The 13,066-nt window shown below is 44.6% G+C and carries 12 protein-coding genes and 1 pseudogene; 8 read left to right on the forward strand and 5 right to left on the reverse strand.

All coding sequences use genetic code 11. From position 1 onward, the window contains the following. Positions 1-54: 54 nt before the first annotated feature. Entirely contained in the window at positions 55-1,503 is a 1,449-nt protein-coding gene (gene murC / locus ACP7AK_RS11905; protein ID WP_005245710.1) for a UDP-N-acetylmuramate--L-alanine ligase, read from the reverse strand. Positions 1,504-1,515: 12 nt separating this feature from the next. Then, positions 1,516-2,613 carry an undecaprenyldiphospho-muramoylpentapeptide beta-N-acetylglucosaminyltransferase gene (gene murG / locus ACP7AK_RS11910; protein ID WP_425879966.1) on the reverse strand — a complete coding sequence of 366 codons (1,098 nt, stop codon included), beginning with the start codon at positions 2,611-2,613 and terminating at the stop codon, positions 1,516-1,518. Between the two features lie 424 nt (positions 2,614-3,037). Here murG and ACP7AK_RS11915 point away from each other — a divergent pair. Beyond that, positions 3,038-4,240: pseudogene (locus ACP7AK_RS11915) on the forward strand (CynX/NimT family MFS transporter). A 51-nt stretch (positions 4,241-4,291) separates the two neighbouring features. Here ACP7AK_RS11915 and gshB read toward each other — a convergent pair. After that, positions 4,292-5,242 carry a glutathione synthase gene (gene gshB, locus ACP7AK_RS11920; RefSeq protein WP_425879967.1) on the reverse strand — a complete coding sequence of 317 codons (951 nt, stop codon included), beginning with the start codon at positions 5,240-5,242 and terminating at the stop codon, positions 4,292-4,294. 143 nt (positions 5,243-5,385) lie between these two features. On the opposite strand from gshB, the gene ACP7AK_RS11925 reads away from it, so the two are divergent. From ACP7AK_RS11925 to ACP7AK_RS11940, 4 genes are all read left to right on the forward strand, one after another. Further along, positions 5,386-5,586: a DUF3565 domain-containing protein gene (locus tag ACP7AK_RS11925; RefSeq protein ID WP_004281307.1), complete on the forward strand. Its 201-nt coding sequence runs from the start codon at positions 5,386-5,388 to the stop codon at positions 5,584-5,586. 124 nt (positions 5,587-5,710) lie between these two features. Then, positions 5,711-6,133 (forward strand): hypothetical protein, encoded by a 423-nt coding sequence (locus tag ACP7AK_RS11930; RefSeq protein WP_425879968.1) that lies wholly within the window; start codon positions 5,711-5,713, stop codon positions 6,131-6,133. Positions 6,134-6,174: 41 nt separating this feature from the next. After that, complete coding sequence (locus ACP7AK_RS11935) at positions 6,175-7,941, forward strand: copper resistance system multicopper oxidase (protein WP_425879969.1); 1,767 nt, start codon at positions 6,175-6,177, stop codon at positions 7,939-7,941. Further along, the gene (locus tag ACP7AK_RS11940; RefSeq protein ID WP_425879970.1) at positions 7,928-8,875 is read left to right on the forward strand and encodes a copper resistance protein B; all 948 of its coding nucleotides are present in this window, start codon (positions 7,928-7,930) and stop codon (positions 8,873-8,875) included. The genes ACP7AK_RS11935 and ACP7AK_RS11940 overlap by 14 nt, the downstream gene beginning before the upstream one ends. 171 nt (positions 8,876-9,046) lie before the next feature. Here the strand turns inward: ACP7AK_RS11940 and ACP7AK_RS11945 are convergent, their stop codons facing one another. Beyond that, positions 9,047-9,379 carry a hypothetical protein gene (locus tag ACP7AK_RS11945; protein ID WP_243474492.1) on the reverse strand — a complete coding sequence of 111 codons (333 nt, stop codon included), beginning with the start codon at positions 9,377-9,379 and terminating at the stop codon, positions 9,047-9,049. A gap of 547 nt (positions 9,380-9,926) precedes the next feature. Between ACP7AK_RS11945 and ACP7AK_RS11950 the strand changes: the two genes are divergently transcribed. Further along, positions 9,927-10,136 carry a cold-shock protein gene (locus tag ACP7AK_RS11950; protein ID WP_004281299.1) on the forward strand — a complete coding sequence of 70 codons (210 nt, stop codon included), beginning with the start codon at positions 9,927-9,929 and terminating at the stop codon, positions 10,134-10,136. Between the two features lie 463 nt (positions 10,137-10,599). Here ACP7AK_RS11950 and pyrE read toward each other — a convergent pair whose 3' ends face one another. Beyond that, positions 10,600-11,250: an orotate phosphoribosyltransferase gene (pyrE, locus tag ACP7AK_RS11955; RefSeq protein ID WP_004281297.1), complete on the reverse strand. Its 651-nt coding sequence runs from the start codon at positions 11,248-11,250 to the stop codon at positions 10,600-10,602. Between the two features lie 40 nt (positions 11,251-11,290). On the opposite strand from pyrE, the gene ACP7AK_RS11960 reads away from it, so the two are divergent. Further along, on the forward strand, positions 11,291-12,109 hold the full coding sequence (locus tag ACP7AK_RS11960) for an exodeoxyribonuclease III (RefSeq protein WP_314101384.1): 819 nt from the start codon (positions 11,291-11,293) through the stop codon (positions 12,107-12,109). 473 nt (positions 12,110-12,582) lie between these two features. Beyond that, positions 12,583-12,933: a Spx/MgsR family RNA polymerase-binding regulatory protein gene (locus ACP7AK_RS11965; RefSeq protein WP_425879971.1), complete on the forward strand. Its 351-nt coding sequence runs from the start codon at positions 12,583-12,585 to the stop codon at positions 12,931-12,933. Positions 12,934-13,066 lie beyond the last annotated feature (133 nt).

A 13,066-nucleotide genomic window follows, 5' to 3' on the forward strand; every position in this document is an offset into this window, starting at 1 on the left:
TATATCCTTAAACTTTTTTCAATCTGGTCAATTCAATTCAGTCACACAAGATGACTATTTTATATATAAGTGATTTTGTGCAAGTTCGACTGAGATTGCTCCAACATTACCTGCGCCCTGGGTTAATAACAAGTCATTTGCTTGCAATACTTTTCTCATGATCTGATTCAGGTTGCCGTCCGCCGCATCAACCAGAATCGGCTCGACTTCACCACGCAGACGAATGCTGCGGGCCAAAGTACGGCTGTCCGCCCCGACAATCGGTTTTTCGCCAGCAGGATAAACATCCAGCAACAATAACTGGTCTACAGTAGAAAGCACTTCCACAAAATCATCAAAGCAATCACGGGTACGGCTATAACGGTGTGGCTGGAACATCATTACCAGACGACGGTCCGGATGACTCTGACGCGCAGCTTTGATCGTTGCTTCCACTTCTTTTGGATGATGACCATAGTCATCCACCAGTTTCACGTCACCACCCTCAATCGCAAACTCACCCTGAACTTCAAAACGGCGACCCACACCACTGAAACCTTCCAGTGCACGGCAGATTGAAGCATCAGACACGCCTTCATCGGTCGCTATACCAATCGCGGCCAAGGCATTCAGCACATTATGCAAACCTGGCTGATTCACGGTTACACGCAATGGCTCACGCTCTTTACGCAATACGGTAAAGTGGGTTTGCATGCCATCCTGATCAACATCTACTGCGCGGATGTCATTGTCTTCATTGAAGCCATAAGTCAGTAACGGACGTGCAATCCGCGGCATGATTTCACGGATATTGGCATCATCACCACACACTACGGCCAAGCCGTAAAATGGCAATTTTTGCAGGAACTGGATAAAAGTATCTTTCAGGACATCGAAGCTACCGCCATAGGTATCCATATGATCAGCATCAATATTGGTCACCACAGCAGCCATCGGTTCCAGGTGCAGGAAAGAAGCATCTGACTCATCGGCTTCGGCCACGATATAACGGCTGGCGCCCAAGGCTGCGTTCATACCGGTACGGTTCAGCAAACCACCGATCACATAGGTTGGATCCATGTTTTCTTCAGCCAGCATACAGGTGATCAGGCTGGTGGTCGTGGTCTTGCCATGCGTGCCGGCAACGGCAATACCATGACGGTAACGCATCAGTTCACCCAGCATTTCCGCACGGCGAACCACAGGAATACGGTTTTCAATCGCGGTTTTAATTTCCGGATTTTCTTTATCAATCGCGGTAGAGACCACGATCACGTTGGCGCCCTTAATATTATTTGCAGTATGTCCGATATAGACTTTAATGCCATTCGCTTCCAGCTGTGCGGTGGTATTGGATGCCTTGATATCTGAACCGGAAACTTTATAGCCCTGGTTTTTCAGCACTTCTGCAATACCACACATGCCTGCACCACCGATCCCCACAAAATGAATGTGTTTGATACGACGCATTTCCGGCACTTTGATTAACTTTTTCGCTTGTTCAGCTGGGGTTGTTGGAGACATAGTTTACTCGGATTACAATTCTTGAATTAAACGGACCACATGTTGAGTCGCATCGGGTTGAGCCTGTCGGCGTGCTTTCACGGCCATTTCCATTAACAGTTGGCGATTCAGCATCGGCTCTAATAATGTTGTTAAACTTTCCGGGGTCATCGTGGCCTGCGGGCAAATCTTTGCCGCATTGATATTGGCCAGGAAACCGGCATTGGCCGTCTGGTGATCATCCACCGCACTTGGAAGCGGCACAAAAATCGCAGCTACGCCGGCAGTGGCAATTTCAGTTACAGTCAAAGCTCCGGCACGGCAAATCACCAGATCGGCATTAGAATAGGCTTTGGCCATATCTTCAATAAAAGGCTGTACTTCTACTTGCAGACTGGCTGGTGCATTTTCATAACGTGCCCGTGTCGCCTCAGCATGGTTTTGCCCACACTGATGATAGACGCTTAATGGCACATTGAGTTGCTTTAAAGCTTCCGGAACCCGTTCATTTAAGGCTTGCGCCCCCAAAGATCCGCCAACAATCAGAATACGTAAGGGCAGTCCTGCCTTGTCACGCTCCTGATAACGCCAGGACGGATTTAAAATTTCGCTAATTTCTTGTCGTACCGGATTACCTGTAGTCACGACTTTTTCTTGGGCCGGAAAGGTATTTGGAAAAGCCTGACACACCATCTTTGCCACACGCGACAATTGGGTATTGGTAAAACCGGCAACTGCATTCTGTTCATGGATCAGCACCGGAATGCCTAAGATACGTGCGGCCAAACCACCCGGGCCTGCCACATAGCCGCCAAAGCCTGCCACGGCATCGACCTGAAGCTGTTTCATGAATTTCATGGCACTTAAGGTGGCTTTCATGATTTTAAAAGGCGCCAAGGCCTTACGTAGAAAACCGTTGCCACGCACACCCTGAATATCAATCTGATAAATGGGAATATTCTGGTTTTTTAATAGACGGTTTTCCATGCCTGCAGGGGTGGCCAACCAGGAAACCTGTATACCTTGTTGTTGTAAGTCTTTGGCAACAGCTAACGCTGGAAACACATGTCCACCTGTACCTGCGGCCATCATCATGACATGTTTAGGCTGTTTTTGCTGAGCGTCGGTCACGGTCTAATTCTTCAATTCAAAAAATGGAGCAGGAAATCTGATTTAAGTAATCAATTGTAATCACAAACCTCAGGCCATGAAAGTTTATTTACTTTATTTCAACAAGGCTTTAATTGTTTTTTTTACGCAAATTCCAAGTTTAGACTCGTTTTATTTATAAGGTCTGCACTTTTCCTTCGACTTAAGTGACATATCATAGCAATTTTAAATGATTTTCTCATTATATTATCAATAACCTTGCCACGGACAGGGCTTTATTTAAAACCCTTTACAGCTCACTCCCAGTCAATCCATATCCTATCATCGACTAATGAGCTTAGGCTTAAATCCTATCAAATTTATAAAACTTTCATGTTATTCATATCTATATATGAATGATGCTTGATGTACAAGCAGATGCTTTAAATGGACTCAGTTCGGATAGATGTCAAAAATATCATGTCGTGATGTATGGATTATCTTGGCCGGTTATCTGGCTGCGATCCATGTCGGCAAACTTTCGGCCGTGATTCCTGTGTTGCAGCAGGATTTAAACCTGAGTTTTACTCAGGCTGGTTTTTCATTAGCATTGGTGTAGGCTGCCGGAATGCTGTTTGCGCTATGCATTGGCGCCTTCTCGGAAAAAATGGGATTAAAGCGCTGCCTGATCATGGCCTTAATCATTTTAGGGCTAAGCAGTCTTGCCGGGCTTTGGATTACGCAGCCTGCCACTTTATATGTATTGCGTTTTATGGAAGGAATCGGATTTTTAACCATCTCCTTGTGTGCGCCAGCCATTTTAAAACGTACCAGCCGCGCTGAAACACTGAATTTCAAGATGGGACTCTGGAGTTCCTATATGGGCATCGGTGTCAGTCTGGCCGTATTAACGATTCCTCTCCTGCTTGAATATCTGGACTGGCAAACGATCTGGGCCATTTTGGGCTGCCTGTGCCTGGTTATTGCTGGCATGATCAAACAATATTTAAATATTGAACCTGTCCTGGTAACACAGCTAGATTCTTTCCAGGCAGCTACGGAAAACACCTCATTCTGGCAGATTGTTAAAATTACCCTGACCCACCCACCGATTATCTGTCTGGCGATTATTTTTGCCTGTTATAGCAGTCAATGGATCACTGTCACGGGCTTCCTGCCTACGCTGTATGTCGAACAGGGGCTAGACTTAAAACGCGCAGGGATGCTGGCTTCAATGGTCGTGCTGGCCAACCTAGGCGGTACTTTTGGCGCAGGCATGTTGCTGCAACAGGGTTATAGACCGCACACCTTATTGAGTACCGGATTTGTGGCAATGCTCTGCAGCAGTTGCTTGGTATTTGCTGCAAATTCCTGGCTCTCATTTGAATTGCAGGTTGTCAGTGCCGTGCTGTTTTCACTGATTGGCGGGATGATTCCGACCACTGTTTTTGCGATTACCCTGCACTATGCACCACGTGCCTATGCAGCAGCGGCCAGTGTGGGTCTGGTTTTACAAATTTCAGCCTGCGCACAGTTTTTTATACCGACCCTGAGCGCTGCGCTGATATCTGCCACTCAATACTGGGCCAATCTTGTCATTATCACCGTCTGCCTTTCGATGCTGGGTATGGTAATGACGGCATTTTTATTTAAGCGCTATCCCCAATGAAAAAATAAAAAAGAGCCTGCAAGCAGACTCTTTTTTCACCTGATTTTGCTTTTAAACCTGATTGGCCTGCCCCGCTTCCAGCACGGCAAACAGATCATCTGCAATCGAGGTGCCAAACTGGGTGTCAATTTCACGGATACAGGTTGGACTGGTTACATTAATTTCAGTAACATAATTTCCGATCACATCCAGCCCTACAAAAACCAGACCTTTTTCTCTGAGATACGGCCCTACTTTTGCTGCAATGGCTTTGTCATTTTCAGTCAGGGGGCGTGCCTCACCTAGGCCACCCGCGGCCAGATTACCACGCACTTCACCATTTTGTGGAATACGGGCCAGACAATACGGCACTGGCTCACCATTAATCATCAGGATGCGTTTATCGCCTTCGACAATTTCCGGAATATAACGCTGCGCCATAATTGGCTGGGTACCATTATTGGTCAGCATTTCAATGGTTGAACCGATGTTGATGCCATCCTGATACAGGCGGAAAATCCCGGTGCCGCCCATACCATCTAGAGGTTTTACAATCACATCGACCTGTTGTTTGAGAAATTCACAGATCAGGCTTTGCTGCGAAGTCACCAAGGTCGGAACTTGCAGATGCGGGAACTGGGTCGCGAACAGTTTTTCATTACAGTCACGCAGGCTTTGCGGTTTGTTGATGATCCATGCCCCTTCGCGCTCTGCCTGCTCCAGAATATAAGTGGTATAGACGAAGTTCATATCAAAAGGCGGATCTTTACGCATCAAGACAACGTCATAAGCAGCGATCGACTCTTTTTGTTTTTCGCCAAGTTCATAATAATGGTCGTAGTCTTCAAATACCTGTAACGGCGCGATCAGACCAAAGGCCTTGCCCTGATCGATATATAAATCTTGCTGCAATGCATAACCGAGTTCATGCCCGCGACGTGCTGCTGCCCACAGCATGGCCATGGTCGAGTCTTTCTTCAGGTTTACATTTTCAATGGGATCCATCACAACAAGTACGCGCATGTGTCTCTGCTCTTTTTCAAAAAATGACTTGGCAAGGAGTATAGCTTGTGTGGATTCTTTTGTTTATGGTGATTTTGCATGACTTATTTTGTATAGGTTTTTAGATAGATGCTCAGGCAATTTGAGCTCAAGGGAGGTATGCCATGCAACAGGCCATTATCGGTTTTCACCTGGATGAGGAACAGCATTGGGTTGCAGAGCTGGCCTGCGGACATGGCCAGCATGTGCGACATACCCCGCCCTGGCAAAATCGCCCATGGGTGATGACCGAGCAAGGACGTAAAGAAAAACTCGGGATGCTGCTAGACTGTAAAAAATGCGAAAAGTGCGAAACTGAAACCTGAACCTATGAAAAAAGTAGTATGTAGGTGACCTAAAAAATAATCTTGTCCAGAATTTGCTAATTTGAGTTACTGCGTTTATGCTTTTATTGCTCAAACATGCAGCGCATTTTTTCAGGGTGTACTTTTGCTCATACGGCTCGTCAAACAGATCTGGTTGGTGATGCTTGTGGTTTTTGCCATAGGCTGGAGCAGTGTGTCTGTCGCATCTGCAAACACCATGCATCTGGTTATGCCGTCTGAAAAAACGAATCCTCATTGTCTGGAAATGACAAAACCCTCTGCTTCTCACTCGCTGCATAAGACTGATCATCATCAAGATCAGGAACTGATTCAGCCGGACTGTGTCAGTGACAGCACCCAGCAGTCATCAGACTGTCTGGATTGTGGCACTATGGCCTGCCAGAACCTGGTCACCAGCCTGCCCATTACAACGCCCGAGTTAAGTGTGCCTGATCACGGTTATCCGGAAAAAACCTTCCTCCCTGCTTACCATGCCAAGCACCTTGCCGGTTACTGGCAAGAAATCTTACGCCCATCCAAAGCTTGATCCTGAATTTTTAAATTTTTTTATTCATTAAGGATTAAGTTATGTTGCTTAAAATCAGTCAAAGCCTGTGTCTGGGCTTCGGTCTCATCTCGTCGTCTGCCTTGTTTGCAGCCGTAAAAGAATATCATCTGGTCATTGATGAAAGCCCGATCAATCTCACCGGAAAGACGGTCAAGCGTATCACTGTAAACGGAAAATTCCCTGCACCCTTGCTGGAATTTGAAGAAGGTGATGATGCAGTCATTCATGTACAAAACAACCTGAACAATCAGGATACCTCGCTGCACTGGCATGGCCTCCTCCTGCCCGGGCTGATGGATGGTGTCCCCGGATTTAACGGTTTTCAGGGGATCAAACCGAAACAGTCTTTTACTTATCGCTTCAAGGTTCGTCAAAACGGCACCTATTGGTATCACGCACATTCCAAAGGTCAGGAACAGGACGGCCTCTATGGCGCATTGGTGATTCGCCCCAAAGCACAGACATTACTACCTCCACATGAACAAACCGAGCGGGATTATGTGGTGATGCTGTCGGATTTTCACGAACAGGGCAGCCAGCAGATTCAGAACAATTTAAAAAAATCGGCCGAATATTATCAGAACCAGCGCGAAACCGTGGGCGATGTATTTAAGCAGGTGAAACGTGACGGTCTCAAGGCCACCTGGTCAGACCGCAAGATGTGGAACCAGATGCGTATGCTGAAAACCGACCTATCTGATGTTACCGGTTATACCTTTCTGGTCAATGGAAAAACGCCGCAACAAAACTGGAGTGGCCAGTTCCAGCCCAATGAAAAAGTCCGCCTGCGTTTCATCAATGCTTCTGCCATGTCGTTTTTCGATGTGCGTATTCCCCAGCTGAAAATGACCGTGGTCAGCGCCGATGGACAAGCTGTGCAGCCGGTCGCTGTAGATGAATTCCGTATCGGAACTGCTGAAACCTATGATGTGATTGTGGAACCCACTGCAGCGCATTACCAGATTGAAGCAGAATCGATCGACCGCTCAGGCTTTGCCATTGGCAGTCTGCATCAGGCAACTGATTCAAGTAAAGCCCCGGCTCCGGTTCAATTACCAACACCGCGCCCTCGTGCCTTATTGACCATGGAAGATATGGGACATGGCGAACAACATGACATGTCACATGACACACACAGCAGTCAGACCATGCAGACTGCCACAAGTGAACATGATCAACATGCCCAGCACGACATGCATGTAAGTCATAGTGCCATGTCCGGAACCAATCAGCCTCATCAGCCGGTTGAGGGCTGGGCCAATATGTCTACGCCTGCAGGACATAAAGCCTTGCAATATCAAGATCTCAAAGCCCTGAAACCGCAACCTGATACCCGCGCAGCAGAACGTGAACTGGTGATTCGTCTGGGTGGAACTATGGAGCGCTATATCTGGACCATTAATGGTAAAAAATTCAGTGATGCCGAGCCACTTCAGGTGAAATATGGTGAGCGAATCCGGCTGAAATTTATCAATGACAGCATGATGGCCCATCCGATGCATTTGCATGGCATGTTTATGCAGCTGGAAAATGGTCAGTCTGCTGCAAATATGCCAAATAAACACACCGTGATTGTGCCGCCTGGGAAAACGGTGACTACCCTGCTCACGGCTGACGAACTGGGAGAATGGGCGATTCACTGCCATCTGCTCTATCACATGAGTGCTGGCATGATGAACAAGCTGATTGTGGCACAGGTTGACGAAGATCAAGTATCTCACCCTTCTTCACAAAAAATGCCGTCAAAACCAGCAGCTGCTCAAGGAGAAAGCCATGCACATCACTAATCTTTTTCTAAAGTCAGTACTCAGCAGTGCGCTTACCCTAAGCAGTCTGAGTATTTTTGCGGCAGCTTCTAGCGAGCATACGGGTCATAATGAACATCAGCATCATAGCGGGCATCATGCCATGCAAAACATGGCTGATAACCACGCACAGCATACTGGAACAGTAGATGCTGCATCTTATCAACCACCACCAAAGTTATTGCATCAACAGCAGGTGCTGAGCACGCCACAAAATTCAGTCAGTTCTGCCAGCGAACATGATCATCGTAAAGAACATGGTGCACAGATTTATAGCCAGATTATTCTGGACCAGAAATGGCAGCATAGTTCAGAGAGAAATGGAGCATTCAAGTCCAAGAACCAGGCCAGAGTCGGCACGGATGAAAATAAAATCTTCCTCAAGTTAGAAGCCGACAAACATGAATCCCATCAGGCCGAATATGATGCCAAAGTGTTGTATAGCCGCAATATTTCCGATTTTTGGGATGTGCAGACCGGGGTGCGCTATCGACAGGAAAATTTAGCCGAGCCTGCTACACAACGGCAGAACGAGCGCTTCGATGCAGTATTTGGCCTGCATGGCTTGGCCCCCTACTTTTTCGAAACGAATGCTCATCTCTATGTTGGTGAAGATGACTTTGTCGGATTAAAACTGGAAACAGAGCGTGACCTGTTACTGACTCAGAAACTGATTATGCAACCCTTTGTCGAACTGGATGTCATCCTGAATGATCAGGCAGCGAATGCGAAAAAAACCGGCCTTAGTCATGCCACCTTGGGCCTGGAAACACGCTATGAACTGAGCAAAAAGCTCATGCCTTATCTGGAAGTGGGTTATGAATATAGTAAAGGCAACAAACAGACAGCCTGGCAGCAAAGCTCTGATTCTGAAAAAGGCTGGATCTATGGTGCAGGTCTAAGAATGATGTTCTAAATTTTTGATACAGAAAATTATGCAGCTACGGGATGTGAAACGCCATTCATGTCCCGTAGCGCTATGGCACTATACATTTGACTGAGAAAGATTTTTTAAGCCTATGAACTGTACATGCGATGCTTTTCTGCACTTTCCCACTCATTAAGAGACTTGTTATTTTGCGAAAAACTAGTCTTCATCGCCTTGATTTCCACTGTTACTTTTAGCAACCAAAGTGCCTAACATAATGATAAAGGTACTCACACCGCCAATTAACAGGCTCAGCAGCCCCATTTCCAGCATAAAATTACTATCACCAGTCTCAGGGGCACCCCATAGAAATTGAAGACGATCGCCAAAAATAAAATTGATCGCAAATACAATCAGAAATCCAATCAAGGTGGCAATCAGTAAAGTAACCACCAAGTTCTTCCACATTTTACATCCGACGAACAGGATGATCATGGCCAGTCCAACCATGGTGATGATGGATATAAGTAACACACTGTTCCAGTAATCCATGAGACTCACTCGTATTTGGTTTTAAATTAAAATTAAGAAATTCTTATAGTTAATTTTTCCAATTGAATTTTAATATAGGTGGATTTTTATACATGAGCAATGACGATAACTATCTTAAAGCTACAAATGTTAATTTACCCAAAGTTATAAAATACACTGACTTAGTAAAATCTTGCTGAGTACTGAACGATTCTGATTAACATAAAGTAACGTAAACACAACGTGTATTTATTGTTTAGCTTCGTTAAAGCTCAAATGCGACCGGTAAAGCTCAAGCAAACCAGGTTGAAATTCTTTAAAAAAAGAAGAATTGAGCCACTTTTATAAGAAAAATAAATAATAAATATAAAAAACTTGAATATTTTCTGATTTAGGCTATGCTGTCTTTAACTAGAAAAAAGCGTTGTTTAGTTAAGCTTCTTTAAGTGCCGCAGTATTATTTATAATCCTCAGTTTTTTCAGATCTTTATTTCAATTCTTGTTGTTTTTCCAAGTTATCCATAGTCATTTGCATGACTAAAATTATTAAAATTTAACAGGTTATATTATGTCTACTACAGTTACCGGTACAGTAAAATGGTTTAACGAAACTAAAGGTTTTGGTTTTATTCAACAAGAATCAGGTCCTGACGTTTTTGCACACTTTAAAGAAATCAGCAGTTCTGGTTTCAAAACTTTGTTTGAAGGTCAGCGCGTTTCTTTTAGCGTGGTTGATGGTCAAAAAGGTCCAAATGCGATCAATATCGTTGCGCTATAATTTAGCACAGCAATAAGAAAAAGCACCTTCAGGTGCTTTTTTTAGCTCTGAAGATTCATAATTTTGGTGAAAGGTTTTCTACTCCTCTATTTAGCTCATTAACAGTGAATTTTTAAGAATCATGTTCTGAATCATTGCTGTTGTAAGCGTTGCTCTATAAAGAAATAGAAATGAAAAACCCCTGGCATCCTGCCAGGGGTTTTCCGTATGCGTTCGCTTGGTATAACTCCTGTCGTACCTTACTTTCCTTGTATTTATGTATTGTTATTCTTGTGTGGAACGTCCTGTTCCTGTTAAAGCCATCATAGGAAATTTCCACTATTCAAAATAGCCGCAAAGTGCTGGAATTCATGTAAGCCAATGCTTACAAGAATAGACAGAGATAATAAATTTCAAATGCTTAGAAAATCGAGTATCTATAAAAAAAGGAAGCTCAAGCTTCCTTTTCTATGCCAATCCAGGCTTAGATCCCGTATTTAACACGATAATCTTCCATTTTTGCCAAAGCTTCTAGGTCGCCTTTCGCTTCCAGATAATCCATTAAATCTTTCATGGTAATTAAGGCATGTACAGGAATCTCAAGCTCTTGCTGTACTTCCTGAATCGCAGATAAATCACCCTGACCTTTTTCCTGACGATCAAGCGCCACGAGTACACCGGCAATTTGGGCACCGGCATTTTTCAGGATGGTGACGACTTCACGAATCGCTGTGCCTGCGGTAATTACGTCATCAATGATCCAGACTTTTTTACCTGCTACAGAAGCACCGACCAATACGCCACCCTCGCCATGGTCTTTGGCTTCCTTGCGGTTAAAACCCCATGGCACACTTACCCCATGATTTTGCGACAGAGCCACAGCAGTTGCTGCCACAAAAGGAATACCTTTATATGCAGGGCCAAAAATCACTTCAACATGGTCACATTCAGTTAGTTTTGCAGCATAGCCAGAAGCCAGCAGTGTCAAGGCTTCACCATCATTCAACAGACCCGCATTAAAAAAATAGGGACTCACACGTCCCGATTTTAAAGTAAACTCACCAAATTTAAGCACACCGCGTGATAATGCGAGTTCGATAAAAGCTTGCGGGTTAAACTGAGCTGGCGTTGACATGAGGTGCTCCTAAATCCATTAATTAAGGTAAGACTTGCGCATGATACCAAAGAGTAGCTATCCAGGTGATCAAAAAATTCTTCGCGTCGTTTCAATTAATGTCAACGGCTTACGCTCATCTGTCACCAAAGGTCTATTGGAATGGATGGAACAGTCGGATGCCGACGTGATTTGCATACAGGAAAGCCGGATCACGCATGCGCAGTGGACCGATAAATTCAAGCCTGAAGGCTGGTACACGCACCTGTTTCCTGCCGAACGTCCGGGTTATGCCGGTACGGCCATTTATAGCCGTCTGCCTTTTGTGTCTTTAACTGATGGCCTGGGTTTTGAACTGGCCGATTCACAAGGCCGTTTTATTGCCGCTGAATTTGACTTGGGTCTAGAACAAACCGTACAGATCTGTTCCCTGTACCTACCTTCCGGCTCATCAGGCGATGAAGCACAAGCGCGTAAAGATCACTTTCTGGAAGAATACGCAAAAATCCTGAAACAGTGGCGCGATGAAAATAAATCGGTAATTGTCTGCGGTGACTATAATATCGTGCATAAACGTATCGATATTAAAAACTGGTCGGGTAACCAGAAAGCCTCGGGCTGTTTACCGCACGAACGTGCCTGGCTAGATCATATCTACGATGAGCTTGGTTATGTCGATACTTTCCGTGAAGTCCGCAAAGAAGCCGAATTATACTCCTGGTGGTCAAACCGTGGACAGGCGCGTGCCAAGAATGTTGGTTGGCGGATTGATTATCATGCCTGCTCTCCGGACTGGAAAGAGCGTACCGTTAATGCCTGGGTCTATAAAGAACAATGGTTTAGCGACCATGCCCCCGTGATCATCGACTACAAACTATAATCTTCATTATTTAATTGAGTGAACATACGTTCACTCAATTAAGGCTTATCTCTTACATGACATGACGTATTTTTTGGGTTTATCTTAATGTAATAACATAGCATTATAGCGCTACGGCACAAGGACATGTCAGGACGACAACATAAGGACAGGACGCCGTAGGACGAAAATAAAACAGACTATAGATTTAGCTTGTTTTGCATGGATGTGACATTGGACGTTGGATTGAGACCCGCATGATCAGGATGATTAAATGCGGGTTTTCTATTTCTATTATTCCCAAATTTTTATTTTTCTTATTATTTAGATTGTTCTTTTTCTTGCTGCTCATATTAAAGCTGCTTGATGTCATTTTGATGACATGACTTTTCTGGTATTTAAAATTTTTTCTTTTTTTTCATTTGCTTTTGCATGGTTTGCTGCTGCCAATTTGGTTAAGCTAGTTCATGATTTAAATTTTTTAGATGGCAGCTATGTTAAAAATTTACGGAATTAAAAATTGTAGTTCGATGAAAAAAGCCTTTGATCTGCTGACGGAGCAAGGTCTGAGTTATGAATTTCATGACTATAAAAAACAGGGCATCGATGCTGAAACCATCAAAACCTGGCTGGATGCCTTGGGTCAGGACGTGCTTCTGAACAAGAAAGGCACTACCTGGCGTAAGCTCAGTGAAGAAGAGCAACAGACCGCCCTGTCGAGTGAAGATGCTTTAATTAATGCATTAACCACCCATACCAGTTTAATCAAACGTCCAATCTTGGCAACCTCTACAGGATTTATTGCCGGTTTTGATGAAACAGCTTATCGTGGCTTAGCCCGCTAATATCTTGTATTGAATAGGGTGTGTTGACACTTTTAGCTTAAAAAAATAGCGAAGTAGTAAAATCAAATCGCCAAACCCAATTTTACTATTCGCTATGCCTCGTACCATGCTGACAGATCAACACTGGCAAAAG

The sequence above is a fragment of the Acinetobacter sp. TWP2-2-3 genome (assembly GCF_049896445.1).
Classification (GTDB): domain Bacteria; phylum Pseudomonadota; class Gammaproteobacteria; order Pseudomonadales; family Moraxellaceae; genus Acinetobacter.